The sequence below is a fragment of the Pseudomonas sp. JR33AA genome, from assembly GCF_021378985.1.
Taxonomy (GTDB): domain Bacteria; phylum Pseudomonadota; class Gammaproteobacteria; order Pseudomonadales; family Pseudomonadaceae; genus Aquipseudomonas; species Aquipseudomonas alloputida.
Window position 1 is genome coordinate 329,307 of sequence record NZ_JAJSAW010000005.1, and the last position, 22,593, is coordinate 351,899.

Below are 22,593 nucleotides of genomic sequence, written 5' to 3' on the forward strand. Positions count from 1 at the left end.
GGCCCTTTTTCATTCAACCTCCCAAGTAGGCATCGCGCACCTTCGGGTCGGTCAGCAGTGCCTCACCGGTGCCCTGCATCACCACCCGACCGTTCTCCAGCACATACGCCCGGTCAGCGATCTTCAGCGCCTGGTTGGCGTTCTGCTCCACCAGGAACACCGTCACGCCATCGCGGCGCAGCTGTTCGATGATGTCGAAGATCTGCTGGATGATGATCGGCGCCAGGCCCAGCGAAGGCTCATCGAGCAGCAGCAGCTTGGGCTTGCTCATCAGCGCCCGACCGATGGCCAGCATCTGCTGCTCGCCACCGGACATGGTGCCGCCGCGCTGGATGTAACGCTCTTTCAGGCGCGGGAACAGTTGCAGGACCTTGTCCAGTTGCTCCTGATAGTCGCCCTTGTCGGTGAAGAAGCCGCCCATGGCCAGGTTTTCCTCGACGGTCAGGCGAGCGAACACGCGGCGGCCTTCCGGCACTACCGCGATGCTCTTGCGCATGATGTGCGAGGACGGCTGGCCGACCAGCTCTTCACCCAGGTACTTGATGCTGCCGCTGTGCGCCTGCGGCGAACCGCACAGGGTCATCAGCAAGGTCGACTTACCGGCACCGTTGGCGCCGATCAGGGTGACGATCTCGCCCTGGTTGATCTCCACGTTGACGCTGTGCAGCGCCTGAATCTTGCCGTAGAAAGTGGAAACGTTTTCAAACTTCAGCATTTACGCTTCCCCCAGGTAGGCTTTAATCACGTCAGGGTTGTCGCGGATCTCTTCCGGCGTGCCGTGGGCCAGGGGGGTACCCTGGTTGATCACCACGATATGGTCGGAAATGCTCATCACCAGCTTCATGTCGTGCTCGATCAGCAGCACGGTGACGTTGTGCGACTCACGCAGGTAGGCGATCAGTGCCTTGAGGTCTTCGGTTTCCTTCGGGTTCAGGCCGGCCGCCGGTTCATCGAGCATGATGATGCGTGGCTGGGTCATCATGCAGCGCGCGATTTCGAGGCGGCGTTGCTGCCCGTAGGCGAGGGTGCCGGCGGTACGGTTGGCGAACTCGGTCAGGTTGACCTTCTCCAGCCAGTACTGCGCCCGTTCCATGGCCTCCTTCTCGCTGCGGCGGAAGCTCGGCGTCTTGAACAGGCCGGCGAAGAAGTTGGTGTTGAGGTGGCGGTGCTGGGCGATCAGCAGGTTTTCCAGTGCGGTCATTTCCTTGAACAGGCGCACGTTCTGGAAGGTCCGCACCACGCCCTTGCGGGCGATCTGGTGGCCGGCCAGGCCCTGAATCGGCTGGCCATCGAGCAGGATGGTGCCGCCGCTGGGCTTGTAGAAGCCGGTCAGGCAGTTGAACACGGTGGTCTTGCCGGCGCCGTTCGGGCCGATCAATGCCACCACCTGTTTTTCCTTGACGGTCAGGGCCACGCCGTTGACCGCCAACAAGCCGCCGAAGCGCATGCTCAGGCCGCTGACTTGCAGAATTTCGCGGCTCATCGGCGCAGCTCCATGTGTGGACGTTGCATAGGCAGCAGGCCTTGCGGACGCCAGATCATCATCAACACCATCAGCGCACCGAACATCAGCATGCGGTATTCGCTGAACTCACGCATCAGCTCAGGCAGCAGGATCATCACGATGGCCGCGAGAATCACGCCCAGTTGTGAGCCCATGCCGCCCAGTACGACGATGGCGAGGATGATCGCCGACTCGATGAAGGTGAACGACTCCGGCGTCACCAGGCCTTGGCGCGCGGCGAAGAAGCTGCCGGCGAAACCGGCGAAGCAGGCACCCAGGGTGAATGCCGAGAGCTTGATCACGGTCGGGTTCAGGCCCAGTGCACGGCAGGCGATCTCGTCTTCACGCAGGGCTTCCCAGGCACGGCCGATCGGCATGCGCAGCAGGCGGTTGATCACGAACAATGCCAGCAGGGCCAGCAGCAGGGCCACCAGGTACAGGAAGATGACCTTGTTGATCGAGTTGTATTCCAGCCCGAAGAACTCGTGGAAGGTCTGCATGCCCTCGGCCGCACGTCGTTCGAAGGTCAGGCCGAAGAACTCCGGCTTGGGGATGTTGCTGATGCCGTTGGGGCCGCCGGTCCAATCGGTGAGGTTACGCAGGAACAGGCGGATGATCTCACCGAAACCGAGGGTCACGATCGCCAGGTAGTCGCCACGCAGGCGCAGCACCGGGAAGCCGAGCAGGAAGCCGAATGTGGCAGCCATCAGGCCGGCAATCGGCAGGCAGACCCAGAAGCTCCAGCCCAGGTAATGCGAGAGCATGGCGTAGCTGTAGGCACCGACGGCATAGAAGCCCACGTAGCCGAGGTCGAGCAGGCCCGCCAGGCCGACCACGATGTTCAGGCCCAGGCCCAGCAACACGTAGATCAGGATCAGCGTGGCAATGTCGACCGCACCGCGAGAGCCGAAGAACGGCCATACCAGTGCCATCACGATCAACCCGATGATGACGTAGCGCTGGGTCTTGGGCAGGGTGAGGTAGTTGCTGACTGCCGGGGGGATCAGCTTGCGATCCGATCGGCGGCCCATCACCGAACTCCACTGCTTGTCGAACAGCACGCGCAGGAACATCAGCACCGAACACACGGCAATGATGCTGATGGTGAACGAGCCCTGACTGTGCACGACCAGGCTGATGCCGTCGATGCTCAGTTTCAGGCCCAGTACCGGGAAGGCCACGGCCCAGACCAGCAAGGCGCTGAAGAACGCCTGTTTGAGATTTCTGTTCATACTTTTTCAACCTCCGGGCGGCCCAGGATGCCGGTCGGCCGGAATAGCAGGACAAGAACCAACAAGCCGAATGCCACCACGTCCTTGTACTGGTCGCCGAAGATATCGGCACCGAACGCTTCGGCCACGCCCAGCACCAGCCCGCCGAGCATGGCGCCCGGGATGCTGCCGATGCCGCCCAGCACCGCCGCGGTGAAAGCCTTAAGGCCCACCAGGAAACCGGCGTTGGGGTTGATCACCCCGTACTGCATGCTCAGCAGCACGGCCGCCACGGCAGCCAGGGCGGCACCGATGACGAAAGTGAGGGCGATGATGTTGTTGGTGTTGATGCCCAGCAGGTTGGCCATCTTGATGTCCTCGGCGCAGGCGCGGCAGGCGCGGCCCAGACGGGAACGAGAGATGAACAGGGTGAGCAGGGTCATGGCCACCAGGGTGACGACGAACACCAGGATTTGCATGTAGCTGATCAGTACTTCTTCAGCACCGCCTGGCCCGAAGGAGAAACTGCCGGGGATCAGGTTGGGGATAGACTTGTCCTTGGAGTCCTGCGAAAGCAAGACCGTGTTCTGCAGGAAAATCGACATGCCGATGGCGGAAATCAGCGGGATCAGACGGTTGCTGTTGCGCAAGGGGCGGTAGGCAACCCGTTCGATGCTGTAGCCATAGGCACTGGTGACGAAGATCGTCGCGACGAAGGCGACGGTCATCAGGATCGGCAGCGAATGGATACCCATCATGGCCAGGCCCGCCAGGGCGATGAAGGCCACGTAGGAACCGATCATGTACACCTCGCCGTGGGCGAAGTTGATCATGCCAATGATGCCGTACACCATCGTGTAGCCGATGGCGATCAAGGCATAGGTGCTGCCGATGGTCAATCCATTAACCAGTTGTTGGAAGAAATGGTAGATCTCAGGCATTACAGCGCTCCTAAAAACCTGATTTGCATTTCACTGGCAGGGGTACGGCCAGGAAACCGCGGGTGACGGTTTTAAGATTTTCAGGTGAGCCTGCCCCCGGATCGCGGGGATCGGGCCCATGAACCTCATAAAACGAAGCCCACTGCTCGCACAGTGGGCTCGTAGGTCAGCTATTAGTCACGCAGTTACTGAGGGGAGACTTCGGTCTTCGGCTTGCCGAAGTGCCATTCGTAGACCACGAACTTGAAGTCTTTCAGGTCGCCTTTCTCGTCGTACGACAGGTCGCCGGTCGGGGTCTTGAAGGTGCCTTCGTGGATGGCCTTGGCCACCTTGTCGGTATCATCGGAGCCGGCTTTCTTGATGCCTTGAGCGATCAGCTCGACAGCCGAGTAGGCAGGGAATACGAACGGGCCACTTGGGTCCTTGCCGTCAGCCTTGATGGCGTCGACGATCTTCTTGTTCGCCGGGTCTGCGTCGAACGACTTCGGCAGGGTGACCAGCAGGCCTTCGGACGCGTTCTGAGCGATCTGCGAAATGGAGTCGTTACCTACGCCTTCCGGACCCATGAACTTGGCTTTCAGGCCCTTCTCTTGAGCCTGGCGCAGGATCAGGCCCAGCTCTGGGTGATAGCCGCCGTAGTAGACGAAGTCGACGTTGTTCTGCTTGAGCTTCTGGATGATCGAGGAGAAGTCCTTGTCACCGGCGTTCAGGCCTTCGAAGACAGCAACCTTGGTGCCTTTACTTTCCAGGGTCTGCTTGACGGCGGTGGCGATGCCTTCACCGTACTGCTGCTTGTCGTGCAGAACGGCAACGACCTTCGGCTTGACGTGGTCGGCGATGTAATTGCCGGCGGCCGGGCCCTGGGCGCTGTCCAGGCCGATGGTGCGGAAGATCAGCTTGTAGCCACGGGCGGTGATTTCCGGCGAAGTGGCGGCCGGGGTGATCATGATCACGCCTTCGTCTTCGTAGATGTCGGACGCAGGCTGGGTGGAGCTGGAGCACAGGTGGCCGACCACGAACTTGACGCCGTCGTTGACCACTTTGTTGGCGACTGCCACGGCCTGTTTAGGGTCGCACGCGTCGTCGTATTCCTTGGCTTCGAGCATCTTGCCATCGACGCCGCCCGCGGCGTTGATATCCTTGATGGCTTGCTTGGCGCCGATGAACTGCATGTCGCCGTACTGGGTCACAGGACCCGTCTTGGGACCGGCGATGCCGATCTTGATGGTATCGGCGGCAAACGAATGGCTGGCTACCCCGGCCAGTACCATTGCGGCGAACAGCTTGGAAATCTTGATCATAGTGCTCCACTCATTCTGTTGTAATTCTTATAGTCCTGGCGGCCAGGGCTACAGACCGGGCGGGATTTGCGGCGTGGCCATGCCAACGCGCTAGCCCACCTTCCCCCGGAACATGTCCCGGAACTGTACCGGTACAGTGTAGAGCGCTGTTCGAGCGCTTGAAAAGCGGTCGAAAAGTGCGTCTTTCCTGCGTTGTCGCTTGATCGACAGAAAGATACAGAAAGGCGCCATCAAACTGCCTGCATCTGCGATCCCGCCCCATAACTTCGGGGTCAATCGACCAAATTACATATTTGAAACCGGGTTTTTCTGCAAAAATGCCGGCCTTTTTTATTGACCGATTTTTTGCGGATACCGCCCATGACTGATCAAACAAGCACCCTCTATGCCAAATTGCTTGGCGAGACGGCAATCATCGAGTGGAAAGCGCTGGAGCGTTTCTGGGCCAAGGGTGACCTGATTTGGGTCGACCCCAGCCTTGACCTGATCGCCGTTGCTGAGGCGATGGCCGAGAATCGCAGCGAGATCTTCGCCAAGTGGCGTAGTGATGGCACTGTTGGGCCGGTCTCGGCCGAGCAGGCATTGGACCTGCAAAGCCGCGAGCCAGAGATCTGGGCGGTGGTGGTTTCGCCGTTCATCGTGATACAGGTCAAGCCCCAGAAAGAAGCGTGATCTTTTTTGGTGCGCATAAATACGCACCAGCTCCGTTTTGGTGCTTGAAAGCAATCACGGCGGGTAGAGGGAAGTAACAATTCGGCGTGGCGGTAACAGTTTACGGGATGCGTAATGTGGCCGTCGTTCTGCCAGGCGCCCACGGGGATCGTAGCCAGCCTGTGAAATGTTCGAATCAGTCAGGAGTTTATCGATGAGCACTGCACTACCTTCGCTTGGATTCGCCGGCATCGGCCTGATGGGGCTGCCCATGTGCCGCCGGCTGTTGGCAGCGGGTTATCCGCTGACGGTATGGAACCGCAGCCCGGACAAGTGCGCGGCACTGGTCGCTGCTGGCGCGCGCCTGGCCAGCAGCCCGGCCGAATTGTGCCGTGACAGTGACATGGTACTGCTGTGCCTGGCCGATACGGCGGTGGTGCGTGAAGTGGTGTTTGGCGAGCAAGGCATTGCCCAGGGCGGGCGCAGCGGCCAGTTACTGATCGATTTCTCTAGCCTGGAACCCACCGCCACCCGTGAAATGGCTGCCGAACTGGCAGCACTGTGCGGCATGGCCTGGCTGGATGCACCTGTCTCTGGCGGTACGCCCGGTGCCGAAGCTGGCACGCTGGCGATCATGGTTGGCGGTGAAGCGGCCGACTTGCAGCGTGCACGCCCGGTGCTGCAGGTGCTTGGTCAGCGCGTGACGCATATGGGCGCGGTGGGCACGGGGCAGGTGACCAAGGCTTGCAACCAGATGATCGTGGCGTGCAATGCGCTGGTAATTGCAGAAGTGGTGGCGCTGGCCGAACAGTCGGGCGTGGACGCGACGCTGATCGCTGAAGCGCTGGCGGGTGGCTTTGCCGATTCCAAACCATTGCAGATTCTTGCGCCGCAAATGGCCGAGAGCCGCTTCGAGCCCATCAAGTGGCACGTACGCACGCTGCTCAAGGACCTTGATGGTGCGGTCAAGTTTTCCCGCGAGCAAGGCTCGGCGACGCCGCTCAGTGGCCTTGCCGCGCAACTGATGCGCTTGCACGGTAGCCAGGGTTACCTGCAAAAAGATCCGGCGACCCTGGTAGAACTGTACCGCAACAAGGTGTGATCCGGCCGTTCTGACGCTGCAACCGCTCCAGCAGTGGGCGCAACTCGGCCAGCGGTACGGGGCGCCCCAACAGGTAGCCCTGCAGGTAGTCGCAGCCATGGCTTTCGAGGAACGCCCGCTGTTCGGTGGTTTCCACGCCCTCGCTGACTACCCGCAGGTGCAGGGTATGCGCCATGGCGATGATCGCCTGGACAATTTCGCGGTCTTTCTGGCTGCCCGGTACCTCCTGCAGGAAGGTGCGGTCGATCTTCAGCACATCCAACGGCAGGCGCTTGAGGTAGGCCAGCGAGGAGTAGCCGGTACCAAAATCATCGATCGAAAGTGCCACCCCCAAGGCCCGGACGCGTTTGAGCAGGCTGACCGTGCGCTGGATATCGCCCACCAGGGCGTTCTCGGTCACTTCCAGCTCCAGGTGGCGCGGCGCAAGGCCGGCGTGGAACAGCGCCTTTTCAACTTCGTTGGGCAGTTCGTCGTGGCTGAGGGTGACTGCCGAGCAATTGACCGTGACCTGGACCTCGTCGTAGCCGTGGCGCTGCAAGTGGGCCAGGTCGGCACAGGCGTGACGCAGCACCCACAGGTCCAGGTCAATGATCAGGCCGTTGGCTTCGGCAATGCCGACAAAACGGTCGGGCCCGAGCAGGCCGTGTTGAGGATGTTGCCAGCGTACCAGTGCTTCCAGTTTGGCTACTTGTCCACTGCGCAGGTCAAAGATCGGCTGGTAGTGCACGCACAGCCCGCGCTCTTCGAGCAGCGCCAGGCGCAGCTCTTCTTCCAGTTGCAAGGCGATCGACGCGCGTGCCTTTAGGCTGTCATTGAAGAAATTCAGGCTGTTGCGCCCGTTGTCCTTGGATTGGTAGAGGGCCAGGTCGGCATGCTTGAGCAGCTCTTCGGTTGTGCCGCCATCGTCCGGGAAGATACTGATACCAATGCTGGTGGTCATGACCATGCGCCGCCCGCCTAGGTCGATGGGGTCCTTCATCCGTTGCATGATGCGCTGGGCCAGGTGGCGGGCTTCGTCGCGGCTGTTCAGGCCGGTGACCACACAGAACTCGTCGCCACCAAAGCGCGCAACCAGGTCATGGCTGCGGGTAGCGGCCTTGATGTGGTGGGCGATCACCTTGAGCAGCTCGTCACCGGCGTCGTGGCCGAGGCTGTCGTTGATGCGCTTGAAATGATCAATGTCGAGAAACATCACGGCCAGGCGGTTTTCGCTGGCCTGCGTTTCGACCAGGCGCTCGGCGAATACCTGGTTGAATCCACGGCGGTTGAGCAGATTGGTCAGAGCATCATAGTGCGCCGCCTGCTGCAGCGAAGCGCGGGCCTGGTCCAGTTGGCTGAGCAGCACGCTGACCCGGCGCAGGTCGTGCTCCTTGCTTTGCAGCTTCTTGTCGGCCAGCGCGGCGCTGATGCTGGCGCCACTGATCAGCAGGGTGATGAAGCCGATGCCCAGGCCCAGCTGCAGGCTGTTGTCGCCAGACGGCAGGCGCAGTGCCGTATCGGCAGGGATGACCAAGGTCATGGCCGACATCGCGGTGAAATGAGTGGCGACGATGCCGCCCGCCATCAGCAGGCTGGCGCCGTACTTCATGGCCTGGTACAGGGTGCCGCTGCCATTGCGCAAGTAGCGGGCCAGGCACAGCGAGGTCAGGCCGGTGAGCAGTGCAATGGCGGCAGAGGCAAGTAGCAAGCCGGTTTGGTAGTACTGGCGGGCACCCGTTTCCATCGCGGCCATGCCGACAAAATGCATGAGGATGATGCCCAGGCCGATCAGCCCTGCGCTCGGCACGAAGTGGTACGCGCGCATCTTGCTGCGTTCGAGGCTGTGCATGGCCAGCCAGGCCACGCACAGTGCGATGAGCAGCGAAAGAATGGTCAGGGAGACGTCGTAGTGCACTTCTACCGGGGCCCGAAAGGCCAGCATGCTGATGAAGTGCATGGCCCATATGCCGCCTGCCAGGCAGTAGGCTCCAAGCATGTTCCATTGCCGGTGGGCGGTGGGGTCGTCGCTGTGGGACTGGCGCTCGGCCATGTCGAGGGTGGCGAAACAGGCCGCGCAAGCAACGAAATAGGCGAGCAGAACCAGGAGCGGCTCATGACGGCAGTCGATGACGATGCGCCCGGATACGGGAAGGTCGGCGAACAGTTGCAGCCCCAGCCATTCCATGGAATGCCTCTTGATCGAGTTTTCACTCGTCTGCGCTACACTCTGTGCAGACTGTCCAGAGGCAGTATAGGAAGGAGTATTTAAGCCTTCCTGACTAATGGCATATTGATTTCTACGATTTGGTTATAACTTCAATCGCAGCGAGGAATAAAGTTGGGGCCCTAATGCCTTCCTGTGGGGGCGGGCGAGCCCGCGAAGCATCCACCGCGGTGGATGCCACCGGCTTCGCCGGTGTTCGCGGGCTTGCTCGCTCCCACAAGGGGCGCGGGGCCTGCGTTAGCCGGCCACCAACACACGAATGGCTTCCAGGCGCAGGGCGGCCTTTTCCAGCATTGCCAGGCCCTCTTCACGCCGCTTGCGCAAGGCGTCGATTTCGCTGTCACGCACGCTTGGGTTGACCGCTTGCAATGCCACCAGGCGCGCCAGCTCTTCGTCGGCCTCGGCTGCCAGGCGGCGCTGGGCTTCGGCCACGCGCTCGTTGTGGGCCGGCAGGATCTTCTCCTCTGCACCACTGATACGCTTGGCCAACACATCGCGCTGGGCCTGGACGAACTTGTTGGCGCTGGCGCGCGGTACGCTTTCGAGCTGGTCGTTGAGGGTTTCGAAGGCCACGCGGGACGCCAGGTCGTTGCCATTGGCGTCGAGCAGGCAGCGCAGTGCCGCCGGCGGCAGGTAGCGGCCCAACTGCAGGCTGCGGGGCGCCACCACCTCGCTGACGAACAGCAGTTCAAGCAGTACGGTGCCTGGTTTGAGTGCTTTGTTCTTGATCAACGCCACTGCGGTATTGCCCATCGAGCCTGACAGCACCAGATCCATGCCACCCTGCACCATCGGGTGCTCCCAGGTGAGGAACTGCATGTCCTCGCGCGACAGCGCCTGGCCACGGTCGTAGGTGATGGTCACGCCTTCATCGTCACCCAGCGGGAAGCTGGCATCGAGCATCTTCTCGCTCGGCTTGAGAATCAGTGCGTTCTCGGAGTGGTCTTCGCTGTCGATGCCGAAGGCGTCGAACAGGGTTTCCATGTAGATCGGCAGGGCGAACTGGTCGTCCTGTTCGAGAATGGCCTCGACCAGCGCCTGACCTTCGCCGGCTCCGCCGGAATTGAGCTCCAGCAGGCGGTCACGGCCAGTGTGCAGTTCGGCCTCCAGGCGCTCGCGCTCGCTGCGGGCGTCGGCCACCAGGGTATCCCAGGCCTTGTGTTCGCCGCCTTCCAGCAGCGGCAGCAGGCGCGGGCCGAACTGGTGCTGCAGGGCATTGCCGGTGGGGCAGGTGTTTACGAAGGCGTTGAGCCCTTCGTGGTACCACTGGAACAGGCGCGCTTGCGGGCTGTCCTGCAGGTACGGGACGTGCAACTGGATAGTGTGCTTCTGGCCGATCCGGTCAAGGCGGCCGATGCGCTGTTCGAGCAGGTCGGGGTGCGCTGGCAGGTCGAACATCACCAGGTGATGAGCGAACTGGAAGTTGCGGCCTTCGCTGCCGATTTCCGAGCAGATCAGGACCTGGGCGCCAAACTCTTCATCGGCGAAGTAGGCAGCGGCGCGGTCGCGCTCGAGGATGCTCATGCCTTCATGGAACACCGAGGCCGGGATGCCGGAGCGCACGCGCAGGGCATCTTCCAGGTCCATGGCGGTTTCGGCGTGGGCGCAGATCACCAGCACTTTGGTGCGCTTGAGCATCTTCAGGGTGTCGATCAGCCAGTCGACGCGTGGGTCGAAACGCCACCAGCGCGCGTCATCGGCCACTTCACCCTGGGCCTGGAAGGCCACTTCCGGGTACAGCTCGGCGTGCTCGCCGGCGGGCAGGTCGCGGTATTGCTCGGGCGTGGCCAGCGGGTAGGGGTGCAGCTGGCGCTCGGGGAAGCCCTGAATCGCCGCACGGGTGTTTCGGAACAGCACGCGTCCGGTGCCGTGGCGGTCCAGCAGCTCGCGAATCAGCCGGGCGCTGGCCTGGCTGTCGCCGTCGCTGACCGCAGCCAGCAGGGCTTCGCCTTCGGCACCCAGGAAGCCCAGGATGGTGGCGTGGGCCTTGGGCGACAGGCGGCCCTCGTCGAGCAGTTCCTGCACCGCCTCGGCTACCGGGCGGTAGTGCTCGCTTTCGGCGCGGAAAGCGGCCAGGTCGTGAAAACGGTTGGGGTCCAGCAGGCGCAGGCGCGCGAAGTGGCTGTCCTGGCCAAGCTGCTCGGGGGTGGCGGTGAGCAGCAGTACGCCCGGAATCACTTGGGCCAGTTGCTCGACCAGGCCGTATTCGGCGCTGACCTGATCTTCGTGCCAGACCAGGTGGTGGGCTTCGTCGACGACCATCAGGTCCCAGCCAGCGGCAAACAGCGCGTCCTGAGCCTTTTCGTCGTCGACCAGCCACTCCAGGGCAACCAACGCCAGTTGGGCATCCTCGAACGGGTTGCTGGCGTCGCTTTCGATGAAACGCTCGGCGTCGAACAGCGCCACTTGCAGATTGAAGCGCCGGCGCATTTCCACCAGCCATTGGTGCTGGAGGTTTTCCGGCACCAGGATCAGTACGCGGCTGGCGCGACCCGACAGCAGCTGGCGGTGAATGACCAGGCCGGCTTCGATGGTTTTGCCCAGGCCCACTTCGTCGGCCAGCAGAACGCGCGGGGCGCTGCGGTCGGCGACTTCGCGGGCAATGTGCAGTTGGTGGGCGATGGGTTGTGCGCGGCAGCCGCCCAACCCCCACAGTGCCGATTGCATCTGCTTGCTGGTGTGCTGCAGGGTGTTGTAGCGCAGGCTGAACCACGACAGTGGGTCTATTTGCCCCGCGAACAGGCGGTCGCTGGCCAGGCGGAACTGAATGAAGTTCGACAACTGGGTTTCGGGCAGGGTGCGAGGCTGGTTCTGCCCGTCCAGGCCGTGGTAGACCATCAGCCCGTCGATGTCCTCGACTTCGCGTACGGTCAGCTTCCAGCCTTCGAAGTGGGTGATCTGGTCACCTGGCGAGAAGCGCACGCGGGTCAGCGGCGCATTGCGCAGGGAATACTGGCGGGTGTCGCCAGTGGCCGGGTAGAGCACGGTCAACAGGCGGCCATCCTGCGCCAGGATGGTACCCAGGCCGAGCTCTGCTTCGCTGTCGCTGATCCAGCGTTGCCCCGGTTGATACTGCTGCGCCATACTGCCTGAACTCCCGCGATGAAAAAGCCGATTATGTTAACGGATCGGCCGGTCAGACCAAAGTGCCGAGCGCACCGAAAGGTATCGAAAGGCACAGTCTAGTCGTTTCATCGCCCTGCACAGCGCCGCCGATGAGGGCCCCGGATCAACATGTCTGCCAAGCACCGCTGGATCAGCGCTTCGATGGCCGTGGGCAGCCTGGTGCTGCTGAGCGCCTGCGAGCAGAAAAACTTTGAGACATTGCCCCCCATTCCGATGGAGCAGCTTGAGGTACTGGGCGTGCAGACGCCGATAAAGAGCGTGCACTTTCGTGACGGTGACGGCGAAGGGCTGCTGGTTCTGAGCCGCAGCGATGGCCAGGCCAGCGACCTGGAAAGCGAACAGGAAGTGGACAAGGTGGTGCTCAAGGCCACCTTGTACGGGCGCACGGCCGAGAACGACGCCTTCAAGGCGCGTTGGCAGATCGAGCAGGAAACGACCTGCCCGGGGCTGGACCTGGACGTGGACTTTTATAATGACGTCAGTGATGTCAGCGACCTGAACAAGAATGGGGTGGCCGAGGTAACAGTGGCCAGCCATGCGTTCTGCGGCGGCGGAATCGACCCGCATGACATCGCCATCGAGATGCGAGAAGGGCAGGCCAGTTACACCATTACCGGCCAGTCGCTGATCACCCCGGCGGGCGAGGAACCGATTGGTGGTGAGCGCGAGGACAGCGCTTCGCTGAAAGCCGCGCCACAGGTATTACGCGATCATATGGATGCGGTTTGGCAGCAGGTGTACAAGCGGCCCTGGAGCGAGGCCAGTCCGCCAGTCGACGACGAGCCTGGTGACGAAGCCGAGTAAATGTTGTCCATGACATCAAGGTAAAGCTGCGCCTGCCGATACAGGGGGCATAGGAGAACGTCCATGCTGCCGCCGATCATTCCGCTCAGTGCCGCCCCGGTGACCTCCCAACAGGACCCGGTCAAGCCAACCCCCGACATCAAGCCGGTGGTGCCGACACAGCCTGCGTCCGGCGAAAGTGCCATTGACCTCAAGCGTCAGCGCGACCCGCAGGAGCAGGTATTGTTGCTGCGCGATGAACAGCGCCGCCAGCAGCAACGCCGCAATAAGGGCGAGCAGGAACGCTACGATGCCGTCCCGGGTGACGAGGTCAATGCCGACAATACCGTGCCAGTAGCACCCTTGACGGGCGAGCATGTACGCCAAGGACTGCTGGTGGACATCGAAGTCTGATACGGGGCTGGTCAGCGCCTGCGCCTGGCTTCATCATGCAATTCTCTGTTGATCGTCGAGCCCACCCATGAGCCAAGACAACCTCATCGATTTCGATGCCGAACGTGCCAAGCGCGTCCACGACCTCAAGGAAAAGCGGCTGAACGAAATGCGCAATGCGTTCGAGCAGGCCCTGCCATTGAGTACCAGCAAGAAAAAGAAGCCCAAGGGCAAACCTAAGAAGCGTTGAAACTTGACGCAGGTCAACCCTGCGCCCCCCTCGCGTGCCCGGCCTCGGGCACCATTGACACTGATCAATTTTCCCTGCCTCCACATTGGTTAACGTTTACCCATCGGACAACGGCAAACGAATGGGGAGGCCCGCATGTTCTTCGACAACGTGGTTATCGCCGGTGTGGTAACGGTCGGGCTGATGGTCGCCTTCTTTGCCGGTCTAGGCATTTTCATCTGGAAGGACTCGAACAAGCGCAAGCCGCGCTGACCTTCCGGGTACACGAGCACGCAAGGCATTTAGGGCGACTTCGGTCGCCCATTTTTTTTGCCTGCATTTTCTATTGTTTGATGCGCCCTATTTCAGCGCAGGCGAATCCGCACTCGAATAAATATGATTAGCTAGCTAATTAATCCTTTCCGCTTTATTCTGCTCACCATTGGCTATCTTTTCAGTAAGACTGTTCCCCGCAAGGTCCGCCTCGTGCCCATCACCTTTCAGGCCCTGTTCGCTCCCAGCAGCCTCGCCCTCAAGTTTGCGGTCAAGACTCTACTCGGTGGCGGCCTGGCGTTGTGGCTGGCAATGCGCTGGGGACTGGAGCAACCCGCCTGGGCATTGATGACGGCTTTCATCGTCGCCCAGCCGCTATCGGGCATGGTGGTGCAGAAAGGCTTGGCGCGGTTGGCCGGCACGTTGGTCGGCACAGTCATGTCGGTGCTGTTCATCGGCCTGTTCGCTCAGACCCCCGGCCTGTTCCTGCTTACCCTGGCGCTGTGGCTGGCCCTGTGTACCGCCGCGTCCACCCAGTTGCGCAGCGCCTGGGCCTATGCCTTCGTGCTGGCCGGCTACACCGCAGCAATCATTGCCTTGCCGGCCATTGACCACCCCCTGCAGGTATTTGACCAGGCCGTGGCTCGCTGTACCGAGATCTGCCTGGGTATTTTCTGTGCAACAGCCAGCAGTGCCTTGCTCTGGCCCATGCGGGTCGAGCAGCAACTGGGCGGGCAGGCGCGGCAGGCCTGGCAGAACGGCCTGCAGGCTGCCAGAGCCATGCTGGGCGGAGAGGACGAGGCGCGCAAAGGCCTGCTGGAAAGCCTGGGACGCATCGTTGCCATCGACAGCCAACGTGAACATGCCTGGTTCGAGGGCAACCGCGGGCGCCAACGTGCCCGTGCCATTCGTGGCCTTAGCCAGAAACTGATGGTGCTATTGCGTATTTCCCGTTCGGTACGCCGCCAGTGGCGGCAACTGGATGAGTGTGAGGTTGAGCACCTGACGCCCTGGTTGCAGGAAGTGCGCACGCTGCTTGACCAACCCGACCCGCCCAGCCTGTTAGTGTTGCGTCAGCGTATCTGGGATGCCGCACACGACGAGCAGATCAGTTCGGCGGAGCATTTCTGCCTGGCGCGCATGGCCCTGTTATTGGACTATGCCATGGCCGCCAGCCAGGCACTTGAGGATGTGGAGGCGGGCAGGGCGCCCAAGGACGTGTCCCAGGGGCTGGCCGCGCACCGAGACTGGTCGCTGGCCTTGCTGTTCGGCTCGCGCAGCGCGCTGGCCTTCCTGGTAATGAGTGGTTTCTGGCTGGCCACGGCCTGGCCTTCGGCCCCGGGTGGCCTGGTGCTGACCTGCGTGGTCTGCAGCCTGTTCGCCAGTCGCGAGAACGGCGCACAGATCGGCCTGAGTTTCCTGCGCGGGATATTCCTGGCAATACCGGCGGCGTTTCTGGTCGGGCAGATCATGCTGCCGCAATGGAGCAGTTTCGCCATGCTCTGCCTGGGCATGGGCGTGCCACTGTTTCTTGGTGCACTGGGCATGGCCCATCCGCGTACCGGGGCTACGGCCACTTCCTATTGCCTGCACTTCATTGTGCTGGTTTCGCCGCTCAACGCCATGCAGTTCGGCGTGGCGACCATGCTCAACAGTGCCTTGGCCATGCTGGTGGGGGTGTCGGCAGCGGTCATGGCCTTTCGCTTACTGGTGTTCCGCCACCCGGCCTGGCTGGGCCGGCGCTTGCGTGCTGCAACGCAGAACGACCTGGTGCGCCTGACTCGGCGGAACCTGCGCGGGGCTGACAGCTGGTTTGGCGGGCGCATGGCAGACCGGTTGATGCAACTGGCGAGGCATGCCAGTGAGTTACCGGAAGGCGAACGCAAACGCTGGGATGACGGCCTGCACGGGCTGGATATCGGTGACGAACTGGTGCACCTGCGCATGTGCCTGGCGGTCGCCCAGGCCCCTTTGGGGCGGGCCGAGCGCGAGTACCTGCAACAAGTGGAGGCGGTGCTGGCCAAAGGGCCGGCTGCCGGGCGTGGACAGCGGCTGGATGCTGCCAGTGAGCAGTTCATTGCAGCCTTGCGTCAGCTGCCAGCCAGCGACCCGCTTCGGCTGGCCGAGGGGGCGGTGCTGCAGTTGCAGAAAAGCTGGGGCAAATGGTGCCGCTGGCAGGAGGACACCCATGGGTTTGCGTGAGTGGGAAGTGGGCGGTGTGCTGCTCAGCCCGTTTCTGCTTTATGTGTTGTTGGCGCTGCTGCTCACCGGCCTGCTGCGCCTGGTGGTGCAGGCTACACCGTTAGGCCGTTGGATCTGGCATGAAGCGCTGTTCGACGCGGCGCTGTTCGTTTGTGTGTTGTTCCTGGTGGTACGCCTGCTGGGAGCTTTATAAAGGAGTATTTCGATGCGTGCGGCCGTACGTATTCTGGTGACCCTGTGTGTGGTGGCCCTGGCCGTGTTGGCCGGCTACCAACTGTGGCAGTACTACATGCTCACCCCATGGACGCGCGATGCCCGTGTGCGCGCCGATGTGGTGGTGATTGCGCCTGACGTGTCTGGCTGGGTTCGCGAACTCAAGGTCCATGACAACCAGCAGGTCAAGGCTGGCGACCTGTTGATGAGTATTGACCGCGAGCGCTTTCAGGCCGCGCTCAATCAGGCCAGCGCGGTAACCGAGACCCGTGCCCAGCAACTGCGCTTGCGCGAGCGTGAAGCAGCTCGGCGTACTGCATTGGGGCCAGAGGCGATCAGTGCTGAATTGCGCGAAAACGCCCAGATCAATGCTGCCATCGCGCGTGGCGAGTTGCATGAGGCCGAGGCGCAGTTGCAGGTGGCCAGGATCAACCTGGCGCGCAGTGAGGTGCGGGCACCGCGCAGCGGGCATATCACCAATCTGCGTCTGGCCGAAGGCAATTATGTGAACACCGGGGAATCGGTGATGGCGCTGGTGGACGATTCGACGTTCTACATCCAGGCCTATTTCGAGGAAACCAAGCTGCCGCGTATTCGCGTTGGGGACACTGTGAAGGTGTGGCTGATGGGCGCGGGTGAACCGATGCAGGGCCACGTGGAGAGCATCAGCCGCGGCATTACCGACCGCAACAGCAACCCGGACAGCCAGTTGCTGCCGGAGGTTGAGCCGACCTTCAACTGGGTGCGACTGGCCCAGCGCATACCCGTGAGAATTCGCCTGGATGAAGTGCCGGAAGGGCTGGCCTTGAGTGCGGGGATGACGGCGAGTGTGCAAGTGCACGAGGACCGCGAGCCGCAGTGATGGTGCTGGCTTAACAGGCAGAAATGTAACGTTCGTGGCGAACGGCCCGCCAGTTGCGTTAGGCTGTCGCTGTGAGTTGCCCGACAGAGGCAACCCTTCTCCCGCCAGGCGTGCGTATCTTCCGATTTCATTGCGAGGTTACGTCATGGCCATCACTTCCCAGGATATCTGCAACGCCGCCGATCAGCTAAAGGGTTTTGTCGGTTTTCACGGCAAGCGCGGTGTTCATATCGTACGTTTCTCCGAGGACGCGTTCGGCATGGACGTGGCCGACGCCAGTATCACCCCCTGCAACGAGTTTGTCTGGCGGCCTGAGCAAGGGCAGCGCATGGTGTTGTGCCGCGAACGGCTGTCGCTGTTGCTGGATCAGCATGTGGATGACCGCTTGAACATTGGTGAACCGCTGCGCGCCTACCTGCGCCGCTGTGATCTGCCCGAGATCGTGGCGCAGCGCAGCTTGCAGCAGCACAGCCCGTCTGTTTAGGCGCAAGGCCGTGTCTACAGGGGCTGTGCAGTGCTTTGGGAGGGTTGGTGCAACAACGCCGCCAACCCGGCGCTGTCCAGGGGCTTGCTCAGGTAATAGCCTTGCACTTCATGGCAGCGGTCCTTTTCCAGCGCCTTGAGTTGATGTTCGCTTTCCACGCCTTCGGCTGTCACTGTCAGCCCCATCGCCTCGCCCAGGTTGATGATGGCCTGCACCACAGCGCGGTCGCTGCCGCCGTTGTTGTTCAGGCCGCTGATGAAGCGCTTGTCGATCTTGATGCTGTCGAAGGGGTAGGTACGCAGGTAGCCCAACGACGAATAGCCGGTGCCGAAATCATCCATGTTCAGGCGCACCCCCAGCTCCTTGAGCGACAGCATGGTACCTAGCGCGCCCTCGATGTCGTTGAGCATCACGTTCTCGGTAATCTCCAGTTCCAGGCGTTGGGCGGGGAAGGCCGTGTCGAGCAAGGTTTCGCGCACGTCGGCGACCACATCGCTGCGTAAGAACTGCGCAGGCGACAGGTTGACCGAAACCAGTATGTCGGCCGGCCAGTCATGGGCAGTGCGGCACGCTTCGCGAAGCACCCAGCGGCCCAGCGCAACAATGATGTCGCTCTGCTCGGCCAACGGGATGAAGGTGTCCGGCCCCAGCAACCCTTCCTGTGGATGCCGCCAGCGCACCAAGGCCTCGACCGCGACGATCCGCAGGTCGTCGAGGCGGTAGCGCGGCTGGTAATGCAACTCGAATTCCTCATTGCGCAGGGCCCGGCGCAGGTCGTTCTCCAGCTGGCGGCGGTACTGGATCTGCTGGTTCATTTCGGCAGCGAAGTAGCGCCATGTGTTCTTTCCATCGGCCTTGGCCTGGTACAGGGCGATGTCGGCGCAGCGGATCAGTTCACCGGCATCGAAGCCCTGGTTACGCGTCTGGGCAACACCAATGCTGGCACCTATGTGCAGCGGTTGGCTTTCGAAGACGATGGGTTGCTGCAGCAGGCTGATCAGGCGCGCACAGAAGCGGTCGATCTCGCTGCTGTTGTCCATGCCGTTGAGTACCAGGATGAACTCGTCGCCGCCCAGACGCGCGACCAGGTCGCCATCGCGGGTGGTGTCGCGCAGGCGCGTTGCCACTTCTTGCAGCACGGCATCTCCGGCGGCATGGCCGAGCGAGTCGTTGATCGGCTTGAAGTTGTCCAGGTCCAGCAGCAACAAGGTCAGCGGCGGCGAGTCACTGCCGCGCAACAAGGCCTGCTCCAAGTGCCGGGCGAGCTTGTTGCGGTTGGCCAGCCCGGTCAGTGGGTCGTGCAGCGAAAGATGCTGGATGCGCGCGTGCGCGTCGACTTCGTCGGTGATATCGCTGGCGGTACCCCGAAAACCGATGGCCTTGCCATCGCGCCAGATAGCGCGGGCGGATATCCGGCAGTAGCGGTTCTGGCCATTCTGGTCGCGGTAAGTACAGCGCAGGTTGGCCAACTGCTGCGGGTCGGCGGTAGCCAGGCCGTCGAGCCAAGGTGACAGCGGTGTGGTATCGCAGGCCAGCAACTGGTTGAGCGGGTGGCCCAGCCAGCCATCTACGGGGTAGCCGGTGACGTTGGTGAAGCGTTGCGACAGGTAGGTCAGGCGTTGTTGCCGGTCGGTTTCCCAGATCCAGTCGGATGCCGACTCGGCCACCGCGCGGAAACGCTGCTCGCTGGCCTCCAGGGCCTGGTTGCTTTGTTGCAGATGCACGAGGGTGAGGCCGATCGCCCGGGAGCTGCGCAAAGCATGGCGGAACAGGTACAGCATCACCAGGCCAAGTATCAGGAGTGCGCACAATAGTGCCGGCAGCACTGCCCACAGCATCTGACGCCCGGGCAGTGGGCTGTTCCAGGTCAGATGGTAGCCGGTGTCGCCCAGGTCGATGCGTAGGTGGCTGTGATCCTGCATATCCTCCTTTTCCACGTGCATGCCACTCAGGCCAACGCCTTTGCCCAACTGCGCCAGTTTGCTTTCGGTGAGCTGGTCAATGAACAGCATCACTGGCGCCCGGCTCACCTCGCTGTCGGTAACCTCCCGGTCCGGGCGCACGGCTGCTGCACTGAGTGCGGCCGGCCAGCCATTGAACAGCACGAAACGGGTGACCTGCTCCCGTGAAACTGCCGCCGCGCGGGCCTGTTCGATGATCGGCTGCAGCGGTGTGTCTATATAGGTGCTGGCAGCTGCCTGGCTGGGCTGGCCTTTGAACAAGGCATAGGTGGTGCGGTCGTTCTCAATTACGAACACCCCTTCGTAGCCGTTGGCGCTGTACAGCGACTCGCCTATGTTTTTTTCCTCGTACGCCCATTGCCAGTCTGCTTGGCCCGACAAGTGCTCGAAGGCTGCATCCCATACGGCATAGCTGGACAGAAACTGGCGAGAGGCGAGCAGCCGTTGTTCCAGCGCCTGGTTCGCATGGAAGGCGCTACGCTGGCGTTCCTGTTGGTCGAGCGTGCTGGCGATATTGAACAGAACGCCGAGAATGACCAGGCAAGCCAGGCCGAACACTGCGCTGAAACCGGCAATGAGGTGGCGCACCTGAAAGCGCGGTGCGGGGCTAGCGGGTGGAAGCTTGGCGGTCCTGGCCATGCGCGAGCGGCTCCTTCAGGCAACCTCCCGCCAGGCATTCAGCAAGGAGGTTCAATCAGGATAGGCCAGCCTGAGCGCGGCGGCTTCACCGCGGGCAAAATTGACCTGATCGCGGCCAGCGTGCTTGGCGATGTACAGCGCTTTGTCCGCCTGTTCGAGCCAGTGCTCGGGGGACTCGAGGCTGGCCTCGAAGGGCGACAGGCCAATACTCAGGCTGATGCGCAGGTGTGGTAGCTGTGGGTTGCGGTAGCTGGAAACCCGTTCGCGCAGACGCTCCATGGCTTGGCAGGCCTGGGCTTCGCTGATTTCGGGCAGGATCACGCAGAATTCGTCGCCGCCGTAACGCCCGGCCTGATCGCCCTCGCGCAAACTACGCCGCAGCTCAGCGCTGAGCTGGCGCAGTACACAGTCGCCGACCACATGGCCAAAGGTGTCGTTGATGGTCTTGAAGTGATCAATGTCGATCAGGGCAATCACCGCATGCCCCTGTTGCTGCTTGCACGCCTGGAACTTGAGCTGCAGCAGGTCCTTCCAGGCGCCGTGGTTGAACAGCCCGGTCAGGCTGTCGGTGAGGCTCAGTTCGCGCAGCCGGCGCTTGTGGTCGCCCAGTTTGATCGCAAGCTGGTAGCACACCCAGCCCAAGGCCAGTGGATACAGCGCCAGCATTGGCAGGCACGCATAGACCTGCAGGGGCGTGGCGATCAATTGCAAGCCAGGGCCAAGCAGCAGGATGGCGACGAGCATGCCAGCCAGTTGCGCCAGCCCCCCGCGAAAGACCATGCGCTTGCCGCCGGCGGCGACGTTGTTCATTGTCATCATCGACAGCACGGTCACGCTGGGCAGCGGGTTGAAGTGCATGGCGGCAGTCCAGAACCCGCCCATCAGCGAGTCCAGCAGGAGGTTGCGCTGTTCCGCCTGGTAAGGCGTTGTCGAGCGGGCGGCCCACCAGTAGGCCACGTGCGGCCACAGCAAACCATTGAACAGTACTAGCAGCCATGTCCAGAAGGGGGGCGACAGTGGCGCAATGGCCGCCATGACAGTGAACAGGCCGATGCCCAGACCAATGACCCGCGGCAGGTAGATGCGCTTGACGAATGAAAGCCCTTTGCCGCTGCGATTGTCCATAATCCTGATCTTCTTCTGCCGGTGTACCATCCATCGCATAACTCGCATGAATATTGTTGAACAGTGTTTCATCGGCGAGAAATGGCCTTACAAGCCAATTCACGGTTGATTCGATCACTGTGGTGGCAGTCGATAGCCAGGCTCATGTGTGACTGAGCACGCCGCGGACGGGAGCGGGGCAGCCTGGAGGCACCGCATGGCGGGCAGAACGGGGGTGTAGCCCTGGCCCGTGAGTAAGCAGGACCAGGGGCATGAGCTCACCGTAGCGGCACGCTGAGTATCATGTTTGCTCATGCCTGCTGCGCGCGGATTGGGACTGTTCGTCGTTCAGAAGCCGCGAGGGTGGTTTGCCACTGTCGCTGCGCACTTGTGCATGGCTGATCAAGGCGAAGATGAAACTGCCACCGATGATGTTGCCCGCCAGCGTCGGCAGTGCAAATTCCAGCCAGAAGCGGCTCCAGGTTTCGTCGCCAGCCCACACCAGGTAGGACACTTCGACTGACCCCACTACTATATGAGTGAAATCGCCGAGGGCCATCAGGTAGGTGATCATCAGAATGATCCAGATCTTGGCGCGCTCCATTGATGGAATCATCCAGACCATGGTGGCAATCATCCAGCCCGAGACTATGCCCTTGGCGAACATCTGGCTGACATCGTTCTTCATTACCTTGCGACCGACCTCCAGGAATGCCACATCGGTCTTGCTGTCGAAGATCGGCAGTTCCAGCATCACCCAGGCGACCAGCAGGGTACCTGCCAGGTTGCCAAGCAACACCACGCCCCAGAGGCGTAGCAGTCGTCCGAAGTTGGCCAGCGTAGGGGCGGTCATGACGGGCAGCACGGCGGTGAGTGTGTTTTCGGTGAACAGTTGCTGGCGTGCCAGGATCACGGCAAGAAAGCCCGCACTGTAGCCGATGCTGGCGACCACCTGGGCACCATCGCCTTGCGGCAGGCGGGCATAGAATAGCCCCATGGCCATCAACGACAGCCCCATGGACAGGCCGGCGGCAAGTGCCGACCACCACAACGCGGCTAGTGTACGTTCCAGCTCCTGGTCGCCCTGGTAGCGAATGATTTCGTGCAGCACTGCCGCCCGCGGCGGTTGGCTGTGGCTGACCTCCTGCTGTTCATCTGCAGAGAGGCCGGGGGTTTTCTCGCTTTGCCCATTGCTCATGGCCGCGACGCTCCGTGGTGTGTTTCTTTACAGATCCACTGCGCTTTCATTAGTTGCCGGTTAGCGGCAAAACGTTGACGGAAAAGTTTTTCAGAACAAGGTGTTGACTCTGATTTCAAAGCGCGTATTATTCGCCTCCTCGCAGCGGTGAACGCTTCGGGGCAAGCGGTAAGTTGTTGAAGTTGTTAGCTTTCAAAAGAAAGCGGTTGTAAT

The 22,593-nt window shown here is 61.9% G+C and carries 20 protein-coding genes; 10 read left to right on the top strand and 10 right to left on the bottom strand.

Translation table 11 applies throughout. The annotated features are described in order from the left end of the window. Positions 1-13: 13 nt before the first annotated feature. The 5 genes from LVS58_RS11460 to LVS58_RS11480 form a co-directional block, all read right to left on the bottom strand. The gene (locus LVS58_RS11460) at positions 14-715 is read right to left on the bottom strand and encodes an ABC transporter ATP-binding protein (protein WP_003254879.1); all 702 of its coding nucleotides are present in this window, start codon (positions 713-715) and stop codon (positions 14-16) included. Continuing rightward, the gene (gene livG, locus LVS58_RS11465) at positions 716-1,483 is read right to left on the bottom strand and encodes a high-affinity branched-chain amino acid ABC transporter ATP-binding protein LivG (RefSeq protein ID WP_003254878.1); all 768 of its coding nucleotides are present in this window, start codon (positions 1,481-1,483) and stop codon (positions 716-718) included. Continuing rightward, positions 1,480-2,736, bottom strand: a complete 1,257-nt coding sequence (locus LVS58_RS11470) for a high-affinity branched-chain amino acid ABC transporter permease LivM (RefSeq protein WP_233691152.1) — start codon at positions 2,734-2,736, stop codon at positions 1,480-1,482. Before LVS58_RS11470 ends, livG begins: the two co-directional genes overlap by 4 nt. Next, on the bottom strand, positions 2,733-3,656 hold the full coding sequence (livH, locus tag LVS58_RS11475) for a high-affinity branched-chain amino acid ABC transporter permease LivH (protein WP_008097482.1): 924 nt from the start codon (positions 3,654-3,656) through the stop codon (positions 2,733-2,735). The genes LVS58_RS11470 and livH overlap by 4 nt, the downstream gene beginning before the upstream one ends. A gap of 185 nt (positions 3,657-3,841) precedes the next feature. Continuing rightward, entirely contained in the window at positions 3,842-4,957 is a 1,116-nt protein-coding gene (locus LVS58_RS11480) for a branched-chain amino acid ABC transporter substrate-binding protein (protein WP_233691153.1), read from the bottom strand. 360 nt (positions 4,958-5,317) lie between these two features. On the opposite strand from LVS58_RS11480, the gene LVS58_RS11485 reads away from it, so the two are divergent. Together LVS58_RS11485 and LVS58_RS11490 are read left to right on the top strand one after the other, a co-directional pair. Continuing rightward, a complete protein-coding gene (locus LVS58_RS11485; protein ID WP_233691154.1) occupies positions 5,318-5,629 on the top strand; it encodes a DUF2288 domain-containing protein in 312 nt (103 codons plus the stop codon). Positions 5,630-5,822: 193 nt separating this feature from the next. Then, on the top strand, positions 5,823-6,710 hold the full coding sequence (locus LVS58_RS11490) for an NAD(P)-dependent oxidoreductase (RefSeq protein ID WP_012051428.1): 888 nt from the start codon (positions 5,823-5,825) through the stop codon (positions 6,708-6,710). Here the strand turns inward: LVS58_RS11490 and LVS58_RS11495 are convergent. Continuing rightward, a complete protein-coding gene (locus LVS58_RS11495; RefSeq protein WP_233691155.1) occupies positions 6,610-8,874 on the bottom strand; it encodes a putative bifunctional diguanylate cyclase/phosphodiesterase in 2,265 nt (754 codons plus the stop codon). The genes LVS58_RS11490 and LVS58_RS11495 overlap by 101 nt on opposite strands. Positions 8,875-9,150: 276 nt before the next feature. Then, positions 9,151-11,997 (bottom strand): RNA polymerase-associated protein RapA, encoded by a 2,847-nt coding sequence (gene rapA / locus LVS58_RS11500; protein WP_233691156.1) that lies wholly within the window; start codon positions 11,995-11,997, stop codon positions 9,151-9,153. A gap of 150 nt (positions 11,998-12,147) precedes the next feature. On the opposite strand from rapA, the gene LVS58_RS11505 reads away from it, so the two are divergent. From LVS58_RS11505 to LVS58_RS11535, 8 genes are all read left to right on the top strand, one after another. Next, complete coding sequence (locus LVS58_RS11505; RefSeq protein WP_233691157.1) at positions 12,148-12,843, top strand: M949_RS01915 family surface polysaccharide biosynthesis protein; 696 nt, start codon at positions 12,148-12,150, stop codon at positions 12,841-12,843. Positions 12,844-12,906: 63 nt separating this feature from the next. Beyond that, positions 12,907-13,236, top strand: a complete 330-nt coding sequence (locus tag LVS58_RS11510) for an aspartate-semialdehyde dehydrogenase (protein WP_233691158.1) — start codon at positions 12,907-12,909, stop codon at positions 13,234-13,236. A 67-nt stretch (positions 13,237-13,303) separates the two neighbouring features. Further along, on the top strand, positions 13,304-13,465 hold the full coding sequence (locus LVS58_RS11515) for a hypothetical protein (RefSeq protein WP_003254864.1): 162 nt from the start codon (positions 13,304-13,306) through the stop codon (positions 13,463-13,465). A gap of 135 nt (positions 13,466-13,600) precedes the next feature. Then, the gene (gene ccoM, locus LVS58_RS25110) at positions 13,601-13,717 is read left to right on the top strand and encodes a cytochrome c oxidase subunit CcoM (RefSeq protein WP_003254862.1); all 117 of its coding nucleotides are present in this window, start codon (positions 13,601-13,603) and stop codon (positions 13,715-13,717) included. Positions 13,718-13,930: 213 nt separating this feature from the next. Further along, a complete protein-coding gene (locus LVS58_RS11520; RefSeq protein ID WP_233691159.1) occupies positions 13,931-15,919 on the top strand; it encodes an FUSC family protein in 1,989 nt (662 codons plus the stop codon). Continuing rightward, positions 15,906-16,112, top strand: coding sequence for a DUF1656 domain-containing protein (locus LVS58_RS11525; RefSeq protein WP_012273829.1), 207 nt, complete (start codon positions 15,906-15,908; stop codon positions 16,110-16,112). The genes LVS58_RS11520 and LVS58_RS11525 overlap by 14 nt, the downstream gene beginning before the upstream one ends. 12 nt (positions 16,113-16,124) lie before the next feature. Continuing rightward, positions 16,125-16,994, top strand: coding sequence for an efflux RND transporter periplasmic adaptor subunit (locus LVS58_RS11530; RefSeq protein ID WP_233691160.1), 870 nt, complete (start codon positions 16,125-16,127; stop codon positions 16,992-16,994). Between the two features lie 145 nt (positions 16,995-17,139). Next, positions 17,140-17,478 carry a DUF2025 family protein gene (locus LVS58_RS11535; protein ID WP_233691161.1) on the top strand — a complete coding sequence of 113 codons (339 nt, stop codon included), beginning with the start codon at positions 17,140-17,142 and terminating at the stop codon, positions 17,476-17,478. A gap of 14 nt (positions 17,479-17,492) precedes the next feature. Here the strand turns inward: LVS58_RS11535 and LVS58_RS11540 are convergent, their stop codons facing one another. The 3 genes from LVS58_RS11540 to LVS58_RS11550 all read right to left on the bottom strand — a co-directional run bounded on the left by LVS58_RS11540 (position 17,493) and on the right by LVS58_RS11550 (position 22,380). After that, positions 17,493-20,078, bottom strand: a complete 2,586-nt coding sequence (locus LVS58_RS11540; RefSeq protein WP_233691162.1) for a bifunctional diguanylate cyclase/phosphodiesterase — start codon at positions 20,076-20,078, stop codon at positions 17,493-17,495. A 51-nt stretch (positions 20,079-20,129) separates the two neighbouring features. Further along, on the bottom strand, positions 20,130-21,203 hold the full coding sequence (locus LVS58_RS11545) for a diguanylate cyclase (RefSeq protein ID WP_233691163.1): 1,074 nt from the start codon (positions 21,201-21,203) through the stop codon (positions 20,130-20,132). Between the two features lie 280 nt (positions 21,204-21,483). Beyond that, a complete protein-coding gene (locus LVS58_RS11550; protein ID WP_233691164.1) occupies positions 21,484-22,380 on the bottom strand; it encodes a formate/nitrite transporter family protein in 897 nt (298 codons plus the stop codon). Between the last annotated feature and the right edge of the window lie 213 nt (positions 22,381-22,593).

What these genes read in the sequence shown, in the direction of transcription:
- LVS58_RS11460 (WP_003254879.1), bottom strand. Translation starts at nt 715, where the DNA reads ATGCTGAAGTTTGAAAACGTTTCCACTTTCTACGGCAAGATTCAGGCG.
- livG (WP_003254878.1), bottom strand. Translation starts at nt 1,483, where the DNA reads ATGAGCCGCGAAATTCTGCAAGTCAGCGGCCTGAGCATGCGCTTCGGC.
- LVS58_RS11470 (WP_233691152.1), bottom strand. Translation starts at nt 2,736, where the DNA reads ATGAACAGAAATCTCAAACAGGCGTTCTTCAGCGCCTTGCTGGTCTGG.
- livH (WP_008097482.1), bottom strand. Translation starts at nt 3,656, where the DNA reads ATGCCTGAGATCTACCATTTCTTCCAACAACTGGTTAATGGATTGACC.
- LVS58_RS11480 (WP_233691153.1), bottom strand. Translation starts at nt 4,957, where the DNA reads ATGATCAAGATTTCCAAGCTGTTCGCCGCAATGGTACTGGCCGGGGTA.
- LVS58_RS11485 (WP_233691154.1), top strand. Translation starts at nt 5,318, where the DNA reads ATGACTGATCAAACAAGCACCCTCTATGCCAAATTGCTTGGCGAGACG.
- LVS58_RS11490 (WP_012051428.1), top strand. Translation starts at nt 5,823, where the DNA reads ATGAGCACTGCACTACCTTCGCTTGGATTCGCCGGCATCGGCCTGATG.
- LVS58_RS11495 (WP_233691155.1), bottom strand. Translation starts at nt 8,874, where the DNA reads ATGGAATGGCTGGGGCTGCAACTGTTCGCCGACCTTCCCGTATCCGGG.
- rapA (WP_233691156.1), bottom strand. Translation starts at nt 11,997, where the DNA reads ATGGCGCAGCAGTATCAACCGGGGCAACGCTGGATCAGCGACAGCGAA.
- LVS58_RS11505 (WP_233691157.1), top strand. Translation starts at nt 12,148, where the DNA reads ATGTCTGCCAAGCACCGCTGGATCAGCGCTTCGATGGCCGTGGGCAGC.
- LVS58_RS11510 (WP_233691158.1), top strand. Translation starts at nt 12,907, where the DNA reads ATGCTGCCGCCGATCATTCCGCTCAGTGCCGCCCCGGTGACCTCCCAA.
- LVS58_RS11515 (WP_003254864.1), top strand. Translation starts at nt 13,304, where the DNA reads ATGAGCCAAGACAACCTCATCGATTTCGATGCCGAACGTGCCAAGCGC.
- ccoM (WP_003254862.1), top strand. Translation starts at nt 13,601, where the DNA reads ATGTTCTTCGACAACGTGGTTATCGCCGGTGTGGTAACGGTCGGGCTG.
- LVS58_RS11525 (WP_012273829.1), top strand. Translation starts at nt 15,906, where the DNA reads ATGGGTTTGCGTGAGTGGGAAGTGGGCGGTGTGCTGCTCAGCCCGTTT.
- LVS58_RS11530 (WP_233691160.1), top strand. Translation starts at nt 16,125, where the DNA reads ATGCGTGCGGCCGTACGTATTCTGGTGACCCTGTGTGTGGTGGCCCTG.
- LVS58_RS11535 (WP_233691161.1), top strand. Translation starts at nt 17,140, where the DNA reads ATGGCCATCACTTCCCAGGATATCTGCAACGCCGCCGATCAGCTAAAG.
- LVS58_RS11540 (WP_233691162.1), bottom strand. Translation starts at nt 20,078, where the DNA reads ATGGCCAGGACCGCCAAGCTTCCACCCGCTAGCCCCGCACCGCGCTTT.
- LVS58_RS11545 (WP_233691163.1), bottom strand. Translation starts at nt 21,203, where the DNA reads ATGGACAATCGCAGCGGCAAAGGGCTTTCATTCGTCAAGCGCATCTAC.
- LVS58_RS11550 (WP_233691164.1), bottom strand. Translation starts at nt 22,380, where the DNA reads ATGAGCAATGGGCAAAGCGAGAAAACCCCCGGCCTCTCTGCAGATGAA.